General features: G+C 67.8%; 15 protein-coding genes. 10 read left to right on the top strand and 5 right to left on the bottom strand.

Features of this window, described 5'->3' with window-relative positions; all coding sequences use genetic code 11:
* The first annotated feature begins 53 nt into the window (after positions 1-53).
* Genes narH through ACQP2O_RS25060 form a run of 4 tightly spaced genes read left to right on the top strand, consistent with a single transcriptional unit; the run spans position 54 to position 3,840 of the window.
* A complete protein-coding gene (gene narH / locus ACQP2O_RS25075) occupies positions 54-1,781 on the top strand; it encodes a nitrate reductase subunit beta (RefSeq protein WP_433189810.1) in 1,728 nt (575 codons plus the stop codon).
* Complete coding sequence (narJ, locus tag ACQP2O_RS25070) at positions 1,778-2,452, top strand: nitrate reductase molybdenum cofactor assembly chaperone (protein ID WP_433189807.1); 675 nt, start codon at positions 1,778-1,780, stop codon at positions 2,450-2,452. The genes narH and narJ overlap by 4 nt, the downstream gene beginning before the upstream one ends.
* Entirely contained in the window at positions 2,449-3,234 is a 786-nt protein-coding gene (gene narI / locus ACQP2O_RS25065) for a respiratory nitrate reductase subunit gamma (RefSeq protein ID WP_433189804.1), read from the top strand. The genes narJ and narI overlap by 4 nt, the downstream gene beginning before the upstream one ends.
* A 60-nt stretch (positions 3,235-3,294) precedes the next feature.
* The gene (locus ACQP2O_RS25060) at positions 3,295-3,840 is read left to right on the top strand and encodes an N-acetyltransferase family protein (RefSeq protein ID WP_433189801.1); all 546 of its coding nucleotides are present in this window, start codon (positions 3,295-3,297) and stop codon (positions 3,838-3,840) included.
* A gap of 9 nt (positions 3,841-3,849) precedes the next feature.
* Here the strand turns inward: ACQP2O_RS25060 and ACQP2O_RS25055 are convergent.
* The 5 genes from ACQP2O_RS25055 to ACQP2O_RS25035 form a co-directional block, all read right to left on the bottom strand.
* Positions 3,850-4,724, bottom strand: a protein-coding gene (locus tag ACQP2O_RS25055) for an IS5 family transposase (protein WP_433189798.1) whose coding sequence is annotated in 2 segments (ribosomal slippage) — positions 3,850-4,331 and positions 4,331-4,724 — 876 coding nt in all. Because the reading frame shifts where the segments join, the coding sequence is not laid out codon by codon here.
* A gap of 53 nt (positions 4,725-4,777) precedes the next feature.
* A complete protein-coding gene (locus ACQP2O_RS25050; RefSeq protein ID WP_433189795.1) occupies positions 4,778-6,493 on the bottom strand; it encodes an amylo-alpha-1,6-glucosidase in 1,716 nt (571 codons plus the stop codon).
* A gap of 100 nt (positions 6,494-6,593) precedes the next feature.
* Complete coding sequence (locus tag ACQP2O_RS25045) at positions 6,594-7,412, bottom strand: carbohydrate ABC transporter permease (protein ID WP_433189792.1); 819 nt, start codon at positions 7,410-7,412, stop codon at positions 6,594-6,596.
* Entirely contained in the window at positions 7,409-8,329 is a 921-nt protein-coding gene (locus tag ACQP2O_RS25040; protein ID WP_433189789.1) for a carbohydrate ABC transporter permease, read from the bottom strand. Before ACQP2O_RS25040 ends, ACQP2O_RS25045 begins: the two co-directional genes overlap by 4 nt.
* A gap of 38 nt (positions 8,330-8,367) precedes the next feature.
* Positions 8,368-9,633, bottom strand: a complete 1,266-nt coding sequence (locus ACQP2O_RS25035) for a sugar ABC transporter substrate-binding protein (protein WP_433189786.1) — start codon at positions 9,631-9,633, stop codon at positions 8,368-8,370.
* Positions 9,634-9,830: 197 nt separating this feature from the next.
* Between ACQP2O_RS25035 and ACQP2O_RS25030 the strand changes: the two genes are divergently transcribed.
* From ACQP2O_RS25030 to ACQP2O_RS25005, 6 genes are all read left to right on the top strand, one after another.
* Positions 9,831-10,856, top strand: coding sequence for a LacI family DNA-binding transcriptional regulator (locus ACQP2O_RS25030; RefSeq protein WP_433189784.1), 1,026 nt, complete (start codon positions 9,831-9,833; stop codon positions 10,854-10,856).
* Between the two features lie 774 nt (positions 10,857-11,630).
* Positions 11,631-12,185 (top strand): hypothetical protein, encoded by a 555-nt coding sequence (locus ACQP2O_RS25025; protein ID WP_433189781.1) that lies wholly within the window; start codon positions 11,631-11,633, stop codon positions 12,183-12,185.
* Between the two features lie 599 nt (positions 12,186-12,784).
* On the top strand, positions 12,785-14,368 hold the full coding sequence (locus ACQP2O_RS25020; RefSeq protein WP_433189779.1) for a hypothetical protein: 1,584 nt from the start codon (positions 12,785-12,787) through the stop codon (positions 14,366-14,368).
* A gap of 602 nt (positions 14,369-14,970) precedes the next feature.
* The gene (locus ACQP2O_RS25015) at positions 14,971-15,351 is read left to right on the top strand and encodes a hypothetical protein (RefSeq protein ID WP_433189776.1); all 381 of its coding nucleotides are present in this window, start codon (positions 14,971-14,973) and stop codon (positions 15,349-15,351) included.
* Positions 15,352-15,722: 371 nt separating this feature from the next.
* On the top strand, positions 15,723-17,501 hold the full coding sequence (locus ACQP2O_RS25010) for an IS481 family transposase (protein ID WP_433191157.1): 1,779 nt from the start codon (positions 15,723-15,725) through the stop codon (positions 17,499-17,501).
* A 202-nt stretch (positions 17,502-17,703) separates the two neighbouring features.
* A complete protein-coding gene (locus ACQP2O_RS25005; protein WP_433191157.1) occupies positions 17,704-19,482 on the top strand; it encodes an IS481 family transposase in 1,779 nt (592 codons plus the stop codon).
* Positions 19,483-19,501: the final 19 nt, after the last annotated feature.

Below are 19,501 nucleotides of genomic sequence, written 5' to 3'. Positions count from 1 at the left end.
TGGGCGGTGAGGGACGAGCCGCCCGCGGAGCGAGTGAGAAGGGGAGCGCGACCATGAGCCCGCGCGTCATGGCGCAGATGGCGATGGTGATGAACCTCGACAAGTGCATCGGCTGCCACACCTGCTCGGTCACCTGCAAACAGGCGTGGACGAACCGTTCCGGTGTGGAGTACGTCTGGTTCAACAACGTCGAGACCAGGCCGGGCCAGGGCTACCCGCGGCAGTACGAGGACCAGGAGCGCTGGCGGGGCGGCTGGACGCTGAACAGACGGGGCCGGCTCACGCTCAAGGCCGGTGGCCGGGCGCGCAAGCTGCTGACCATCTTCGCCAACCCGAAGCTGCCCGGCATCGGCGACTACTACGAGCCCTGGACGTACGACTACGAGACGCTCACGAACGCGCCGCTGCAGGAGCACACGCCGGTCGCCCGCCCCCGATCGCTGATCTCCGGGAAGTACATCAAGGTGTCCTGGTCGGCGAACTGGGACGACGACCTGGGCGGGGCCGCCGAGACAGGGAAGCGGGACGTCATCCTCGGTGAGATCGCCGAGAAGGTGAAGCTGGAGTTCGACAAGACGTTCATGTTCTACCTGCCGCGCATCTGCGAGCACTGCCTCAACCCCAGCTGCGCGGCCTCCTGCCCGTCGGGCGCGATCTACAAGCGGTCCGAGGACGGCATCGTCCTGGTCGACCAGGACCGCTGCCGCGGCTGGCGGATGTGCGTCACCGGCTGCCCGTACAAGAAGATCTACTTCAACCACCGCACCGGCAAGGCCGAGAAGTGCACCTTCTGCTTCCCGCGCGTCGAGGTCGGCATCCCCACCGTCTGCTCGGAGACGTGCGTGGGCCGGCTGCGTTACATCGGCCTGATGCTCTACGACGTCGACAAGGTGCTCGAGGCCGCGTCCACGCCGGACGACACCGACCTGTACGCGGCGCAACGCCAGGTCTTCCTCGACCCGCACGACCCCGAGGTGATCGCCGCCGCCGAACGCGACGGCATCCCCCACGACTGGATCGAGGCGGCGCGGCGATCACCGATCTGGGCCCTGATCAACACCTACGAGGTGGCGCTGCCGCTGCACCCGGAGTACCGCACCATGCCGATGGTCTGGTACATCCCGCCGCTGTCCCCGGTCGTCGACGTCGTCCGCGACACCGGCCACGACGCCGAGAACGCCGGCAACCTGTTCGCCGCCATCGAGGCGCTGCGGATCCCCGTCGACTATCTCGCGCAGCTGTTCACCGCCGGCGACCCGGCACCGGTCGACGCCGTGCTGCGCCGCATGGCCGCGATGCGGTCGTACATGCGCGACATCAACCTCGGCCGGGATCCCGACGAGGCGATCCCCGCCCGGGTCGGCATGACCGGCGAGCAGATGTACGCGATGTACCACCTGCTCGCCCTCGCCAAGTACGACGACCGCTACGTCATCCCGCCGGCGCACGCCGAGAACGCGCACAAGCTCGAAGAACTCGCCACCGAGTGCAGCCTCGACTATGAAGGCGGGCCCGGCATGACCGGCTGGGGGCCGTTCGGCGAGGCCTCCGGCGGCGCCGCCCCGATCGCCGTGGAGAACTTCCACATGCTGCGCCAGCGCCAGACGAGCGACGTCCCCGCCGAGCGGGAACATCTGCGCGGCCGCGTGAACCTGCTGAACTGGGACGGCAAGGGCCTGCCCGAAGGGCTGTTCCCGCCACGCCACGGCGAGCAGCCCGGCCCCGGCGGGACCAACCCACCCGCCGACTCCGGCGCCGCGGAGACGGAGCCGAAGCCATGATCAAACGCAGGCGGACGACGACGCTCACCGACACGCAGTGTGCCGCCGCGTGGCAGACCGCCTCGCTGCTCCTCGGCTACCCGGACGAGGCACTGCTCGCCCGCCGCCCGCTGCTGCGGCGCGCGGTGGCGGCCCTGCCGGACGGCGTGGCCGCGCCGCTGACGCGCTTCCTCGACCACCTCGACACGACGCCGTTGCCCGAACTGGCCGCCGACTACGTCGCGACGTTCGACCACCGCAAACGGTGCTGCCTCTACCTGACCTACTACGCCTACGGCGACACCCGAAAACGCGGCATGGCGCTGCTGCGGTTCAAGCACGCCTACACCACGGCCGGCCTCATCCTCGACGACGGTGAACTGCCCGACCACCTGGCCGTCGTCCTGGAGTTCGCCGCCATCGGCGACGCCGACGCGGGCCTGCGGCTGCTGTCCGAACACCGGGCCGGGCTCGAACTGCTCCGCCTGGCCCTCACCGACGCCGGCTCGCCGTGGCGCGACGTACTCGACGCCGTGTCGGCCACGCTGCCACCGCTCACCGGCCGGCACCACGACGCCGTCGCGCGCCTGGCCGCCGAGGGCCCGCCCGAGGAAGAGGTCGGTCTGGCGCCGTTCGGCGGCGACCCGTCCCTTTCCGTCGTCCAGCCCGACCAGTCAGGAGCACGGCCATGACCGCCACCGGCCCGATCCCGTACCACGTCACGGCGGGCGCGCACTCCGCTCAGGTCGCCACCTCCGACATCCTGCTGTGGGTGGCCCTCCCCTACGTCGTCATCGCCGTCTTCGTGCTCGGCCACATCTGGCGCTACCGCTACGACAAGTTCGGCTGGACCACCCGCTCCTCGCAGTTGTACGAGAGCCGCCTGCTGCGCATCGGCAGCCCGCTGTTCCACTTCGGCATCCTCGTCGTACTGCTCGGCCACATCGGCGGCCTGGTCATCCCCAAGAGCTGGACCACCGCGGTCGGCATCGGCGAGCACGCCTACCACGTCACGGCCGTCGCGCTCGGCACCGTCGCGGGCTTCTGCACCCTGGTGGGCCTGGCCATCCTCATCTACCGGCGCCGCACCGTCGGACCCGTCTTCTCCGCCACCACCCGCAACGACAAGGCGATGTACGCCGTCCTGACGCTCGTCATCGTGCTCGGCCTGTCCGCCACCGTCGCGGCGAACACCGTCGGCGGCGGCTACGACTACCGCGAGACCGTCTCGCCGTGGTTCCGATCGGTCTTCTATCTCCGCCCGCGCGCCGAGTCCATGGCGGGTGTGCCGATCCTGTTCCGGCTGCACGCGCTCAGCGCACTCCTGCTGTTCACGATCTGGCCGTTCACCCGGCTCGTGCACATGCTCACCGCACCGCTCGGCTACCTCACCCGCCCCTACATCGTCTACCGCAGCCGCGACACCGCCCTCGGCCAACGACCACCGCGCCGCGGGTGGGAGCCCCTCCCCTGACCTAGGGCCTGTATCGAAAGTGGTTGGTTGTGGTTCTGTGCCCTGTGCTTCCATGCCGAAATGAACATCGAGAGCCTCGGGGCTGGCGTGGAGAGGTCAGATCTGCAGATCCGGCCGAGGACTGATGGCGATGTCGAGACGTGTGTACGGGTTCTCGCGGAAGTCCATCAAAGTGACGGTTACCCGGTAAACTGGCCCGACCAGCCTGATGAGTGGCTGTCGCACGACTCCCTGTTGGGAGTCTGGGTTGCTGAACTTGGCGGCCGCTTCGTTGGCCATGTCAGCTTGTCCCGCGGCGGCGAGGGAGATCTGGCCCCCGGCTTGTGGAGCGAGCGGAACGGGACGAGCAAGGCCCTGGCTGCGGTGGTCAGTCGGCTGTTCGTCGCCCCGCAGGCCAGGGGGCATGGCATCGGTGCACTGCTGATCGGCCATGCCGTGGAGGAAGCACGACGTCGTGGTCTGCACCCGGTGCTCGACGTTGTGGCGTCCGATACCGCTGCGGCTGCCCTCTACAAGCGGCTGGGCTGGGAACTGATGGCTACGGTCGAGCAACGATGGGGCCCGTCTCAGCTGGTGGCCATTCACTGCTATGCGGCGGCATCGTGATGTGGCTGGTCACAGCCACTCGTTGATGGCGGCGACGAGGACGGTCGCCTCGTAGCGGACCGCGAGCTTGTCGTATCGCGTGGCCACGGCCCGGTGCCTCTTGAGGCGATTGATGCCGCACTCGACCGCATGTCGGGCCTTGTAGTCCTCCGGATCGAACTTTGGCGGCCGACCGCCGCGAGAGCCGCGCTTCTTGCGGTTGCGGGCCTGGTCGGCCTTGTCCGGGATGGTGCCGCGGATCCCGCGTCGCCGCAGGTAGGCGCGGTTTGCGCGGGAGGCGTATGCCTTGTCGGCGCGGACCCGCCGAGGCCGGGTGCGGGGCCTGCCCGGCCCCAGGCGGGGTACCCGGATACGGCCCAGGACGACCTCGAACTGCGGGGAGTCACCCCGCTGCCCCGCCGTGACCACGATCGACATGGGCTTTTGCCCCTGCTCGACGGCCAGGTGCAGCTTCGTGGTCAGGCCGCCGCGCGAGCGCCCAAGGCCGTGGTCGGCCGGCTCGGCAGTGACGCCGCCGGGCGGCTCCTTCTGCAGGTCCCCCCTTTGCACGCTCCGGCGGCGTGCTGGTGGGCGCGGACAACGGTGGAATCGACATTCAGGTCCCAGGTGATCAGGTGCTTGACGTCCGCCCAGGCCTGCAGCGCGGTGAAGATCCGCTGCCAGGTACCGTTGCGCTGCCAGCGGCGGAACAGGTCGTATACCCGGCCCCACGGTCCGTACTGCTCGGGCAGGTCCCGCCAAGGGATGCCGGTGCGGACCCGGAACCGTATGCCGTCGATCAGCTGCCGCCGGGCCCATGTCGGCGGTCGGCCGGGCTTCTTGCCCTTCGGCAACAGCGGCTCCAGCACCGCCCATTGCTCATCCGTCAGGTCTCCACGCGGCATGAACCAAGATCATCCCATGTCAAAATCCACTTTCGATACGCGCCCTAGAGGCCTCACGGCGTCGTCTTCGCCCGGCGCTCGTGGGCGGCGGCGAGGATGAGGTACGCGGCGGCCGTCCAGGTGTAGGCGCGGTCGCGGAGACCGGTGCCGCTGCGGGCGTCGAAGTTCTCCGCGAACCCCGACTTCTCGCACAGGGCGCGGAAGCGCGCGCTGATCTCGTCGGCCAGGTCCGGGTATCCCGCGCGGCGGAGGCCGTCCTCGATGAGGATCGTGGACGGCGCCCAGATCGGTCCGCGCCAGTACCCGTCGTCCTGGTAGTGCGGTGAGGTGGGCAGTTCGGTGGCGAGCCCGAAGGCGGTCAGGTGCGTCTCGACCGCGGCCGCCAGCGTCGCGCGTACGGTTTCGGGCAGTTCATCCCCCAGGACGATCGGCATGAGGTCGAGCAGGCCAGCGCTGGACCAGGTCCGCCCGGAGCGCACGCCCCGGGCGACGAAGCGCTCACCGGTCCACAGCTCGGCGAGCAGTGCGTCGCGCATGCGGTCGGCCGCCCGCCCCCAGTGAGCGGACTCGCCTGGCCGGGCCAGCTCGGCGGCCAGACGGGCGAGCTCGCGCATCTGGAGGACGAGGAAGGCCGCCAGGTCGGCGGTCTCGACGACGCGCTCGGGATCGAAGGTGGTGGCGTTGTCCCAGCCGCTGTCGTTGCCGTGCTGGTAGTGGGCGAGCTCGTGGCCGGGGGCGCGCCGGGAGGTCAGCCAGAAGGAGGTCCACCGCTCCAGCCTCCGGTAGACCTCGTCCGGTTCGCCATCGTGCGGCGGACGCAGCCGCCGGAGGGCCCAGCCGTGGATGGGCGGCTTGACGAAGTTGTAGAGGATCTCGGAGTGCGTGATCGAGTCGGGCAGCGCGCCGGCGGCATCCTGGTGGTCGAACACCAACTGGAACTGGTCCCAGGCCAGGTCCGGCAGGCCGTCGGCGAGGGCGATCGCGTTGAAGCAGTGGTCCCAGCTCCAGACCTTGTCCATCCAGTGCTTGGACATCAGCACGGCGGGCCGGGTGACGAAGCCGGCCGGTCGGACCGTGGCCGACCACAGGACATAGGCGGCGAGCTCGGCGGCGGGCGTCCGGTCGCTGCGCCAGGGCGCCGCCGCGTCGCGAAACGATTCGAATGCGGCTCGGGCGGCCGAGACCACCTCCGCGAACGGGGTCTCGCTCGCGTACGGGGCGCGCGCGGTCTCGTACTCCTCGATGGCGAGTTCCCACGGTTCGCCGTCGCCCGGCAGCACGATGCCGCGCTCGGCCGTGCCGAGCGCCTGCACGCCCGGCTGCCCGGCGACCCGTCCGGCCAGGAGCGTGACCCGGTAGCGGCGCCCGGTCTGGTAGACGGTGAACACCCAGGAGCCGTCGCGGGGATCCTGGTAGAAGTACGGTCCGCTGAACGGCGTCAGGTCCGGGTCGGCCGCTGGCAGGCGCAGGCCCAGGCCGTGACCGCGTACGCGCACCGTGTCCGGGGTCTCGTACGCGAGGTCGATCCGGCCGGCGTCGCAGGTCCAGGTGAGCCGGTACGGCGTGGCGGTGACGGTCGTCTCGGCGCGGGCGCCCGCCATCGTGGGGATCAGCCGCAGGATCGGATGCATGCCGTTCTGGTGGGACACCAGGTGGACGTCCCGTGCGTAGGTGTTCTCCCCCACCACGAAGGAGAGGTCGAACCATGATCCGCGATAACTGAACGGAATCTCCTGCGGGGAGAACGCCGGGCCTGCGGCGGCGGTCATGAAAGGCGGGTCCCTTCTGTCACGGGCGGTCATGAAAGGCCGGTCGCTTCTGTCGCGGTGGCGGTCATGAAAGGCGAGTCGCTTCTGTCGCGGTGGCGGGTCAGTTCTTCACCGCACCCGCCGTGACACCGGCGGCGACGTAGCGCTGAGCGATGACGAGGAGGACGGCGGCGGGCACGGAGGCGACGACGGCGGTGGCCATGATGGCGTTCCACTGCTGGTTGTTGTTGCCGATGTAGTGGTAGATGCCGAGGGTGATCGGCTGGCGGCGGCCTCCGCCGTCAAGGGTGCTGGCGAAGATGAAGTCCGACCAGGCCCACAGGAACGTGAACAGCGACACCGTGATGAGGGCGTTGCGGCTGACCGGCAGGACGATGGACCGGAAGGTCCGCAGGCTCCCGGCGCCGTCCACTCGGGCCGCCTGCAGGAGCTCCTCGGGGATGCCGGACATGAACGTGGTGAGGACGAGCACCGCGAACGGGACCGCCAGCGTGGAGTCGGCCACGATCAGCCCCGGGACGGTGTTGAGCACCCCGGCGCCCAGGAAGACGGCGTAGAACCCCATCGCCATGATGATCCCCGGGATCATCTGGGCGATCAGCAGCACGAAGCTCAGCACTCCGCTGCCGCGCGGGCGCAGCTTGGCCAGGGAGTACGCGGCCGGCGCCGCGATCAGCAGGGTCAGCGCCACCGTGCCCAGCCCCACGACCATGCTGTTGCCCAGGTAGGGCAACTGCTGATCGAAGACCGCTCGGTAGCCCTCCAGCGTGCCGCCGGCCGGGAACAACGAGGGCGGGCTCTTGCGCATGTCCTGGTCGCGGGTGAACGACACGTTGATCATCCAGTAGACCGGGAACAGCATCACCGCGGTCAGCACCAGCCCGATCACGGTCTTCCCGCGGCGCCGTACGGTGCTCATGTGAGGGCCTGCCTTCGCTGCACGCGGATGTAGATGAGTCCGAAGATCAGGGCCGCGAGGATCAGGAGGTTCCCGACCGCTGCCCCTGGCCCGAAGGCCGGCAGCAGGTTGCCGAACCCGAGGCGGTACGACCAGGTGGCGAACGTGGTGGAGGACGTGCTCGGCCCGCCCTTGGTCATGATCCAGATGATGTCGAACACCTTCAGCGTGTAGACCAGCCCCAGCAGGAGAGTGATCGCCGAGACCGGCCGCAGCAGCGGGAAGGTCACCCTCCAGAACCGCTGCCAGGCGCTCGCGCCGTCCAGCTCGGCCGCCTCGTAGATGGCCGGGTCGATCGCCTGCAGACCGGCGTACAGGACGACCAGGTTGAACGGGACGCCGATCCAGATGTTGGCGATGGTCACCGACCACAGCGACCAGTCCGGGGAGGTCAGCCAGTCGACGGGCCCGACGCCGAACACGCCGAGCGCGGCGTTGACGACACCCGAGTCGCTGTTCAGCATCCACGACCAGGTCGAGGCCGACACGATCAGCGGCAGCAGCCACGGGATCAGGAACAGCGCCCGCAGGGTGGCCGACAGCCGGAAGTTCTTGTGGAAGAAGACGGCCAGCGCGAGCCCGATCCCGAACTGGAAGGCCAGCGACACCAGCGTGAACACCGCCGTGTGCCACAGGGCGGGACCGAACGTCGCGTCGCGCAGGACCTTGGCGTAGTTGGCGAGCCCGGTGAAGGGCGCGTCGCCCTGGACGAACGAGCGCACCGTGTAGTCGCGCAGGCTCAGGTCGATGTTGCGGTAGAGCGGATAGGCGTAGAAGACCAGCAGATAGGCGACGACCGGGGTCAGGAAGGCCCAGGCCGCCCACTGGCCGGACCGGGGGCGCGGCGCCCGCCGGCCACCGCGTCCCGGCGCCGGCAAGGGCCGGACGGTCGTCTGTGCTTGTATCACCCGACTGCCTATCGCGTCGCGTTCGCGGCCGTCGCCTGCGCGTCGGCCATCGCCCGCTGCGGACTCTTCGCCCCGCTCAGGCCCGCCTGCACCGCGCCCCACATCGGCTCGGAGATCTTCGGGTACTTCGTGCCGAGGTCGTCGCTGGTCCGGCCCTTGGCGGCCTTGACCGCCTCCACCCACACCTTCAGCTCCGGGTTCGCGGCGACCTGCTTGGCCTGCACCTGCGTGGTGGGGGCGACGTACGACAGCGTCGTCGTGGTGGTGAGCGAGTTGTCGGTGCTGGTCAGGCAGGTGACGAGCTTCTGGGATGTGGTGTAGCGGGCCGTCTTCTTCTGTACGGGGATGCTGACGAACTCACCGCCGGTCGGTGCCGGCGCCGTGCCGCCGTTCCGGCCGGGGATCGGGATGATGCCGTACGAGAGGCCGGCCTTCTTGGCATTGGCCAGCTGCCAGGTGCCGTTCTCGGCGAAGGCGTAGTCGCCGGCGGCGAACTCCTGCCAGCTCGTGGTCTGGGTGTTGTTGATGACCGAGTTGGGGGCGTAGCCCTTCTTGAGCCAGTCCGTCCAGAGTGTCGCCGCCGAGACGCCCTCCGGGGAGTCCAGCTTGGTGAGGTTGGCACCGGATCCCCAGAACCAGGGCAGGAACTGGAAGCTGCCCTCCTCCGTGCCGATCGCGGAGAAGGTGATGCCCTTCTTGCCCACGGCCTTGACCTTCTGGAGGGCGGCGGTCAGCGACGTCCAGTCCTTGACCGAGGCGATGTCCACCCCGGCCTTCGCGAGGACCTTCTTGTTGTAGTAGAGAGCCAGCGTGTTGGCGCCGATCGGGACGCCGTACGTCTTGCCGCCACGCTGCCCGGCGGCCAGCAGGTTCGGCGCGATGGCGGAGGTGTCGAGCTTGTTCTCGGCCGTGGTCGTGAGGATGCCGCCCTCCGCCAGCGTGGACACGACCGGGTTGTCCACGACGAGCACGTCGGGCGCGTTGCCCTGCTGGGCGGCCAGCAGCACCTTGTTGGTCAGATCGCTGGTGTCGAAGCCGGTGCGCTTGACGCTCACCCCGGCCTGGGCGCCGCACTTGTCCAGCAGCTTCACCCAGTCGGAGCCGTTGTCGTACTGCGGGTACGGATCCCAGACGGTGAACGTCCCGCCCTGGGCCGCACCCCCTTGATCGTTACCGCCGCCGGACGACGTGGAGCACGCGACCATGCCGCCCGCGGCCGCCAGGACCGCGAGGATCAGGCCGGCCGCACGCCGGCTCGTTGCCACTGATCCCATGATTGTGACCTCCACTGCCCCGCGTTGCGCGGTTGTTTCCGTCTGGTGTCGAATCGGTTCGCATGAACATAGGACCGCACATTCGCACACGTCAATGGGCTACCGCGAAAAACCACCGCAACCTGGACCTCGTCCTCCCGTACACTCGATTCGACCTACGATGTGGCGGGTCGGGTGGATCGAGCAAGGGAGCGCTGGTGAACATCGGGGAGATCGCCAGGCGGTCGGGCGTGTCACGCAGCACCGTCTCGTACGCCCTCAGCGGCAAGCGCCCGGTGTCGGAGGAGACCCGGCGGCGCATCCAGGGCGTCATCGACGAGCTCGGCTACCGGCCCAACGCCGTCGCCAAGGCGCTCAAGGAGGGCAAGACCCACACGATCGGCCTGGTCATCCCGCCGGCCGGCCGGCGCCTGACCGACATGCAGCTCGGCTTCGTGGCCAGCGTCGTCGACGCCGCCGCACGCGCCGACCTGGACGTCCTGCTGTCGCCGTCCGGGGGTGAGCACGACCGTTCGTTCGAGCGCGTGGTCGGCAGCCGACGCGTCGACGGCGTCGTCGTCATGGAGATCCGGCTGGAGGACGACCGGGTCACCCGCCTACGGGAGACCGGACTGCCGTTCGTCGGCATCGGCCGCACCGCCCGCCCGGAGGAGATGTCCTGGGTCGACATCGACTACGAGACGCTGATCTCCCGATGCGTCCATCACCTGGCCGACCTGGGCCACCGCCGCATCGCCCTGGTCAACCGCTCCGCGGAACTGGTGGCGGCAGGGTACGGCCCCGGCCACCGAGCCCAGGCCGGCTTCGCGCGCGCGATCGCCGAACGCGACCTGGAGGGCGTGCAGACCTGCTGCGCCGACGACGCCCAGTCCGGCATGTCCTGCGTCGAACGACTCCTCACCGAGCACCCCGACCTGACCGCCGTCGCCACCATCAACGAGGCCGCCATCCCGGGTATGTACCACGCACTGGCCCAGGCGGGCCTGGCGGTGCCCAGGGACTTCTCCATCGCCGGAGTCGCCGCCCAGGACTGGGCGGAGAACCTCCACCCGCCCCTCACCGCCGCCGACGTGCCCGCCGACGAACTCGGCGCCCAGGCCGTGGAGATGCTCATCCAACGCATCACCGATCCCGCAACCCCACACCGCCACGTCCTCGTCGCCCCACCCATCTCCCTGCGCGGAACAACCGCACCCGCCCGCCCCCACGACCCGCTCCGCTGACGACGGCGTCTCGATACGCGCGCCGGTGCCGTTCGACCGCGGTCGGCCCGGCGGCTGGCGCAGGCCCTTCTCGGCTGAGCACTGTCGAACCGGTTCGCTAGGTGAGGCGAATAGAGACCAACGCCTGGGTGGCGGCGTTCCGACCCGACATGCACAGTTCAGCGTCACATGGTGGCAGAGGAATTAAGGGAAACCGGCTCTCAGCGCCACTGACCTGCAGATGCGGCTACGCGTGAGTACCCCTATTGACTTCTGATCGCCGTGGCTAATTGCACGCTGCGAAGGCCCCCATGTGGGCGTCTAGACCACCGTCCGGGCTCAGATAGCTGCCAGCGAGCCGCTCTACCGACTGCAACGATCGACAGGCACACGGTTTAGGAACGCAACGACTGAAGCACTTCTGACCTGCGCAATCTTCGATCAGAACGCTTCGTGTACCCACCTGCTACCCACAAGCAGCGTACTCCGCCCGAGGAGCCGGGACGCTGAACCCTCCGACGCGGGCGATCGGCTCCGCCAAGACGAGCCGACGGCTTTACAGAGGGTCGGCGATCGCAACCACCATCATGCGTGACCTGTGCTCAAACCATACTCCGGACCATTGACGCCTCCGTCCATCCCGCGTATATCCCGTAGGCACGTAAGGAGCCGATCGCGCTGCCGAACGGCGGGCGGCTAGCTGGCAGCATGGTCAGCCGGACCCCAGTACTGCGTTGTCTGGCCTCGCATGCCGAGGCTGTTGGCGAACCGCTACGTCTGAGATAGTTATCTCCTATGGATGGAGCCGCGCTTTACGGGTTACTAGGGACCTTGGCGGGTGCCGTGACGACGTTGGCCAGTGGCTGGCTCGGCCAACGCATACAACTGCGCCGAGAATCCGATCAGCGTGTGCATGCGGAAAGAAACCGGTGGACGGACGAGAAGCGACAAACTTTTCGAGCGATTCATAGCTCGGCCAATGATTGGGTTCGACTCTTGCGTAGAGTGAGCTGGGCCCTTATTTCGGACAGCGAGCCGGGCCACCTGGAAGACGAGATACACGAGATCGAGCGCTCCTACCACAAACTGACCTATGAAACAGATCTTCTAGCAGGGAGGGAAGTGCGGGCCCTAGTTGATGAAGTCGAAGACCGGTTGTTAGACGTCACCTGTCGGCTGGGGATTTCAACTGACCATGGCTTAGGTACAGCACAGCAAGACATAAAAGAAGCAGCGCATGCCCTGCTGAATGATAACTTTCAGCAAGTGCGAGACGCGCGTCTGCAGCTAATGGCTGCAATGCGCCGGGAGCTAGCTAGATCGTCCGGCATTGGCCTGGATGCGGACTAACCCGTACGCGTCGGCCATTTATGCCCATACTGGGATGAGTACCCGGATTCCCGTGAAGCCGAAACATTGAGCGAACCGCAGAGCACTATTCAGCAAAAAACTGCTTTGGGGCGGCGGCGTAGAGGATGGCCATCGGCGGCGCTTACACATTCATTACGAGTCAGGCTATGCCTGTCCACGGCCATCCAGACTCGGCCTGTGACCTGGCGTTCGGCCGCCCACCAGTCCAGACCTGTCCAAGATCGTCCAGGGCGGTTGTTAGCACCAGCGTTAGCACTCGGCGCGCACTACCTCCTCGATGCGTACCGGCAGGATCACGGTCGGCGCCAGCTTGCCGTGCTCGGACGCGTACTGTGACCCGTTGTTACGATATCTGTCAAGACAGTGATGGTATTGCCAAATCGCCCTGTCTTGGCAACCCCGAGTGCTCTTGTCGCGTTCTCCTACCGGGGTTTGGATCTAGGGGGGTGCTGTTCTGCGGGTCAAGCGGTGGGTTTCGGATTGTATTACCGGTGTCGCTGCCTGTCCTGCCTGCCCATTCCTTTCTTGGCGCGTGGGTCACTGGCCTGCGCCGTGTTTCAGGTGAAGGAGTCGCGACCATGACCGTGCTGACCTACACCGTCGTCACCGACCCGGCCTCGCTGGAGGCATCCGGCACCAGCCCGTCTCCGTCCACCGCGACGGTGTACCTGGTCGTGACCTACACCGGACAGCAGCGCGATGCGACCTGGTACAGCATCGATGTGGTGGTGCCTCTCGGCGACGGCACCGATGACCTCACCCCGCACACCACCCAGATCAATGCGAAGGGCTGGCACAAAGACCGGACTCAGCCCCAAGCCAGCCCGGTGACCGTCCAGCAGCCGGACCCCAAAACCTTCCGGCTCATTGCCGCTGGCGGCGGAACCCTGAAGCCCGGTGACCACATGGTGCTGACACTGAAGAACGTCACCGTCGCCAAGGCCGCCGGCCTGGCGGCGCTGACGGTGACCGAGTCCGCCAAAACACAAGGTCTGACAGCCAAGAACCGCTATACGGCGGTGGCGCTGGCGAAAACCGCACGGGCGCCGCGCGACTTCCGCCTGGACCACGACATTATCGACGCCGGAACAACGACCGAGCTGAGTTGGGAAGGGTCCGCAGACTTCACCTACGAGATCCTGTTCCCGGGTGGGCGCAAACCCGTCACCTCGTCTGCCGGGCCGCAGGGCAGGTACACCGTGTCGTTGAAGGGCGCCGATGCCCCGAAGCGGGACACCGCCTACACCCTCCTCGCCACCTCCACCAGAACCAACCAGCAACACCTCCTCGCCACGACCGTTCAGGTACGCGGCCCCATCGTGGACGAGCTCACCGCCACCACGAGCATCAAGACAGGCAGCCTAACGGCCGACAAAGCCACCTTCGACGGCGTGAACACCAACTGGGTGCAAGGAAAAAACACCGACGACGGATGGATCAGCTTCCCCAAGAGCGGACTCAACGTATACCAGAACGGGACAAGAACCTGGGGAACCGTGGCCGCAGACAACGCCGACCTCAACAGCGTGACCGCCAAAAAGGTCCAAGGAGCGGGCGACCTCACCGTCGACAAACTCACCGCCACCACGAGCATCAAAACAGGCAGCCTAACGGCCGACAAAGCCACCTTCGACGGCGTGAACACCAACTGGGTGCAAGGAAAAAACACCGACGACGGATGGATCAGCTTCCCCAAGAGCGGACTCAACGTATACCAGAACGGGACAAGAACCTGGGGAACCGTGGCCGCAGACAACGCCGACCTCAACAGCGTGACCGCCAAAAAGGTCCAAGGAGCGGGCGACCTCACCGTCGACAAACTCACCGCCACCACGAGCATCAAAACAGGCAGCCTAACGGCCGACAAAGCCACCTTCGACGGCGTGAACACCAACTGGGTGCAAGGAAAAAACACCGACGACGGATGGATCAGCTTCCCCAAGAGCGGACTCAACGTATACCAGAACGGGACAAGAACCTGGGGAACCGTGGCCGCAGACAACGCCGACCTCAACAGCGTGACCGCCAAAAAGGTCCAAGGGAGAGGCGACCGCAACGGCTGGATCAGCTTCGCGGGCTACGGGATAAATGTGCAGCAGCAAGGGGATGACGGCACCGGGGCGTGGGGGGGCGTGGGGGTCAAGTGGATCGCCCAACACTGACAACGTGTAGAAGACCAGGCGATCACCCAGGGCCTCGATGCCCTCCTGAAGGCTCAGCGCGACAACCGCGAGGATGACGGCGACGGCGGTGCGGCGGGCGTGCTGGTGCCTGTGGCCTAATTGCACGGGAGATCGTTAAGGCTCTGAAAACGGTCAAGGCCCGGGTCGGGATTCACGTCCTGACCTGGGCCTTGACTGTTGGAGCGGGTGACGGAAATCGAACCCACGCTACCAGCTTGGGAATTAAATGAAGATCAGCCTTCAGCGCCTCTGACCTGCGGTGCCGACAGCCCGCGAGTGACCCCTTTTGCCCCCTGTTCACCCTGGCTAGTTGCACGCTAATTGCACGCGCTCAGACTGGTCGCATCGCGCTGACCTGCGAGAGTACCACCGTGATCGAGGGCAACCCCGACCCGTACCGCAGGGCCGTTCACGGCCCGAGGAACGGAAGCGGGGGCGGCAGCCGATCGCCCCAACCCGAACGGCGCGCAACCACCCACGGCGATCGTCACGGCCTTGGTGTCGGCTTCGCCTCGCTTGTCCGTGGCCAGATACGGCCTTAACTCTTCACGTCGACAAGCCGTCAAACTATGTTGCGTTGCGTGACGGGGATTAAGCGGTACTGGGGTTACCTTCTTCTGGCCATCTTGGCTGTTGTCTGGTGGTTCGGTGGCGTTGCTCCGGCGATTCTGATCCTTCTGTCGGTGATGACAGTGGCTTACTTCCTCTTCCAAGCTCCCGGCTGGTGTGGGGCGGACAATCGTGATGGGACGCTCTGCCGCAACAATGCCCATGGTCTCTTGATGGGCTGTAGGCTCAGGCACCATAAGTGGCAGAAGCTCAAGATGGTCTTCATTCCGCACGCCTGGCGCGAGCTAAACCGGGGTCTTTGGGCGTCCCCCCAAGACCGCGTGGCAACCGTGAGCGCGTTGGGCGGAGCGGCGTCAGGGATCGCAGCAGTGATCGCACTTTTCGTTACTTGATCAGGCGAATCCGGCTGAGGCTGCGCGACAGGCACGACGCGGACGAGATCCGAGCCGTGAGCGGTCGTTCTTCGGCTTCGTTGGTGTTCCGTATCGGGTGGGGCGGCCGTTCGGTCTCGGGACGGGACCGGCCCGCAGAGGCCGCAGCCCGGCCCGAGGGCCGGTCGGCCGCCGGCGGCCCGCGTAGCGGGGCGCCCTTGAAGACGTAGAGAAAGGTCTCATCCGCCTCAGTAGCCCGGCTTTGTCGTATCCCGGTAGATGCTTGTCACTTCAGTCCCACCAGATGCTTGACGGGTGCCTGATCGGTTTTGCTGTCGCGTGTTCGTTTGCGGACTTCGCGCGGTGGGAGGCCGGGATTGGCCCTGGTGGAGTTGTCCGTTGTCGAGCAGCGGTATCGGGCGGTGTTGCAGGTGCAGGCGGGGGTGTCGGTGACCGAGGTCGCGGCCCGGTTCGGGGTCTCGCGGCAGAGTGTCCACTCGTGGCTGCGCCGGTATCAGGACGCGGGGCTGGCGGGGTTGATGGACCGGTCGAAGCGGCCGGTCTCGTGCCCGCATCAGCTGGCGGCCGAGGTCGAAGTGGTGGTGTGTGAGCTGCGGCGCAAGCATCCGCGGTGGGGCCCGGTCCGCCTGGTCCACGAACTCGGCCGCCTGGGAGTCGACCCGGTGCCCTCACGAATGAGCGTGTATCGGGCCCTGGTGCGCCATGGGCTGATCGAGCCGGGCAAGCGTCGGGGCAGCCGCCGGGAGTTCCGCCGGTGGGAGCGGGACGAGCCGATGGCGCTTTGGCAGATGGACATCGTCGGCGGTGTGTTCCTCACCGATGGCACCGAGTGCAAGGTCGTGACCGGGGTCGATGACCACTCCCGGTTCTGCGTGATCGCCTCGGTCGTCAAGCGGGCGACGGGGCGGGCGGTGTGCCTGGCGTTCGCGAACGCGCTGGGTGCCTTTGGGGTGCCCGAAGAGGTGCTCACGGACAATGGCAAGCAGTTCACCGACCGGTTCGGGCATGGCGGTGAGGTGTTGTTCGATCGGATCTGCCGGGACAACGGCATCGTCCACCGCCTCACCCAGCCCCGGTCTCCGACCACGACCGGCAAGATCGAGCGGTTCCACGGGAGTCTGCGCCGTGAGCTGCTGGATGAGGCCGTCCCGTTCCCCGATCTGGCCGCAGCCCAGGCCGCCGTCACCGGCTGGGTGGGCGAATACAACAGCAGCCGCCCCCATCAGGCCCTGAACATGGCCACCCCGGTCGAGCGGTTCAGCACCGCCCGCACCCAGGCCGAACAAGACGTGCTGCCGCTGCGGCTGCCCGCGCCGATCCGCCTGGCCACCGTCGGCGACCAGCAGCCGACGCCACCGCCGGCTCCTGCGGAACAGACGGTCGCCGAAGCGCTCGTTCCACGGGTCTGGGATGGAGAGGCGATCGAGTTCGAACGGGTCGTGCCCGCCAGCGGGAACATGGCCCTGGCCGGCAAGCAGTTCTGGCTCGGACCGGCCCGCGCGGGCATGACGGTGACGTTCTGGGCCGATGCCGACGTCATCCACCTGCTCGCCGCCGGAACCCGGCTCAAGAGCGTCCGCTCACACCTGTCGGCGGCCGATCTGACCGCGCTGCGGGCCGCAGGTGCCCGCAAGGCCGGGCCACCGCCCTTGCCCAACCCCGAACACGGGGAAGCGGTCGAGGTCGACCGCACCGTCAGCAAGGACGGCAACGTCGGCCTGGCCGGGCGCCTGGTCCTGGCCGCTGAGATCCTGGCGGGACGCCGGGTGAGCATCCGCATCGACGCCACGACGCTGATGTTCTTCGACCCTGACACCCGCGAGCTGCTGCGCACCCGCCCGAACCCCTTCACGGCCGAGCAGGTTCGGCGGCTGCGGGGAGCCCGCCCGGCCGGTCCGCCCCCGGCACCGGCGGACGGGCCGGTCACGGTCCAGCGGCGGGCCAGCAACACCGGCGTCATCATGGTCTGCGGCCAGAAGATCGCCCTGGGGCGACTGCACGCCGGTCAGACCATCACCGTCCACGTCGCCGAGACCGTCTTCACCATCGACCTGGGCACCGATGACACCCGCACCATCCGGCGGACCACGACCACTCCGGTGCGGAACACCAAAGCCCACCGGCCCCGCAAGGCCGGCCATGGTTCCTAGCCCACCCGTCAAGCATCAGCCGGGACAGAACTGTCAAGCATCAGGTGGGACTAGACACTCAGTAGCCCGGCTTTGTCGTATCCCGGTAGATGCTTGTCACTTCAGTCCCACCAGATGCTTGACGGGTGCCTGATCGGTTTTGCTGTCGCGTGTTCGTTTGCGGACTTCGCGCGGTGGGAGGCCGGGATTGGCCCTGGTGGAGTTGTCCGTTGTCGAGCAGCGGTATCGGGCGGTGTTGCAGGTGCAGGCGGGGGTGTCGGTGACCGAGGTCGCGGCCCGGTTCGGGGTCTCGCGGCAGAGTGTCCACTCGTGGCTGCGCCGGTATCAGGACGCGGGGCTGGCGGGGTTGATGGACCGGTCGAAGCGGCCGGTCTCGTGCCCGCATCAGCTGGCGGCCGAGGTCGAAGTGGTGGTGTGTGAGCTGCGGCGCAAGCATCCGCGGTGGGGCCCGGTCCGCCTGGTCCACGAACTCGGCCGCCTGGGAGTCGACCCGGTGCCCTCACGAATGAGCGTGTATCGGGCCCTGGTGCGCCATGGGCTGATCGAGCCGGGCAAGCGTCGGGGCAGCCGCCGGGAGTTCCGCCGGTGGGAGCGGGACGAGCCGATGGCGCTTTGGCAGATGGACATCGTCGGCGGTGTGTTCCTCACCGATGGCACCGAGTGCAAGGTCGTGACCGGGGTCGATGACCACTCCCGGTTCTGCGTGATCGCCTCGGTCGTCAAGCGGGCGACGGGGCGGGCGGTGTGCCTGGCGTTCGCGAACGCGCTGGGTGCCTTTGGGGTGCCCGAAGAGGTGCTCACGGACAATGGCAAGCAGTTCACCGACCGGTTCGGGCATGGCGGTGAGGTGTTGTTCGATCGGATCTGCCGGGACAACGGCATCGTCCACCGCCTCACCCAGCCCCGGTCTCCGACCACGACCGGCAAGATCGAGCGGTTCCACGGGAGTCTGCGCCGTGAGCTGCTGGATGAGGCCGTCCCGTTCCCCGATCTGGCCGCAGCCCAGGCCGCCGTCACCGGCTGGGTGGGCGAATACAACAGCAGCCGCCCCCATCAGGCCCTGAACATGGCCACCCCGGTCGAGCGGTTCAGCACCGCCCGCACCCAGGCCGAACAAGACGTGCTGCCGCTGCGGCTGCCCGCGCCGATCCGCCTGGCCACCGTCGGCGACCAGCAGCCGACGCCACCGCCGGCTCCTGCGGAACAGACGGTCGCCGAAGCGCTCGTTCCACGGGTCTGGGATGGAGAGGCGATCGAGTTCGAACGGGTCGTGCCCGCCAGCGGGAACATGGCCCTGGCCGGCAAGCAGTTCTGGCTCGGACCGGCCCGCGCGGGCATGACGGTGACGTTCTGGGCCGATGCCGACGTCATCCACCTGCTCGCCGCCGGAACCCGGCTCAAGAGCGTCCGCTCACACCTGTCGGCGGCCGATCTGACCGCGCTGCGGGCCGCAGGTGCCCGCAAGGCCGGGCCACCGCCCTTGCCCAACCCCGAACACGGGGAAGCGGTCGAGGTCGACCGCACCGTCAGCAAGGACGGCAACGTCGGCCTGGCCGGGCGCCTGGTCCTGGCCGCTGAGATCCTGGCGGGACGCCGGGTGAGCATCCGCATCGACGCCACGACGCTGATGTTCTTCGACCCTGACACCCGCGAGCTGCTGCGCACCCGCCCGAACCCCTTCACGGCCGAGCAGGTTCGGCGGCTGCGGGGAGCCCGCCCGGCCGGTCCGCCCCCGGCACCGGCGGACGGGCCGGTCACGGTCCAGCGGCGGGCCAGCAACACCGGCGTCATCATGGTCTGCGGCCAGAAGATCGCCCTGGGGCGACTGCACGCCGGTCAGACCATCACCGTCCACGTCGCCGAGACCGTCTTCACCATCGACCTGGGCACCGATGACACCCGCACCATCCGGCGGACCACGACCACTCCGGTGCGGAACACCAAAGCCCACCGGCCCCGCAAGGCCGGCCATGGTTCCTAGCCCACCCGTCAAGCATCAG

This window comes from Actinoallomurus sp. CA-150999 (assembly GCF_050942425.1).
Classification (GTDB): Bacteria; Actinomycetota; Actinomycetes; order Streptosporangiales; family Streptosporangiaceae; genus Actinoallomurus.
Note: the sequence above shows the minus strand (reverse complement) of the source record. Positions and strands in the feature narration are given on the sequence as shown.

Coding starts and splice junctions, on each gene's coding strand:
- narH (WP_433189810.1), top strand. CDS start 54: ATGAGCCCGCGCGTCATGGCGCAGATGGCGATGGTGATGAACCTCGAC.
- narJ (WP_433189807.1), top strand. CDS start 1,778: ATGATCAAACGCAGGCGGACGACGACGCTCACCGACACGCAGTGTGCC.
- narI (WP_433189804.1), top strand. CDS start 2,449: ATGACCGCCACCGGCCCGATCCCGTACCACGTCACGGCGGGCGCGCAC.
- ACQP2O_RS25060 (WP_433189801.1), top strand. CDS start 3,295: ATGAACATCGAGAGCCTCGGGGCTGGCGTGGAGAGGTCAGATCTGCAG.
- ACQP2O_RS25050 (WP_433189795.1), bottom strand. CDS start 6,493: ATGACCGCCGCCGCAGGCCCGGCGTTCTCCCCGCAGGAGATTCCGTTC.
- ACQP2O_RS25045 (WP_433189792.1), bottom strand. CDS start 7,412: ATGAGCACCGTACGGCGCCGCGGGAAGACCGTGATCGGGCTGGTGCTG.
- ACQP2O_RS25035 (WP_433189786.1), bottom strand. CDS start 9,633: ATGGGATCAGTGGCAACGAGCCGGCGTGCGGCCGGCCTGATCCTCGCG.
- ACQP2O_RS25025 (WP_433189781.1), top strand. CDS start 11,631: ATGGATGGAGCCGCGCTTTACGGGTTACTAGGGACCTTGGCGGGTGCC.
- ACQP2O_RS25020 (WP_433189779.1), top strand. CDS start 12,785: ATGACCGTGCTGACCTACACCGTCGTCACCGACCCGGCCTCGCTGGAG.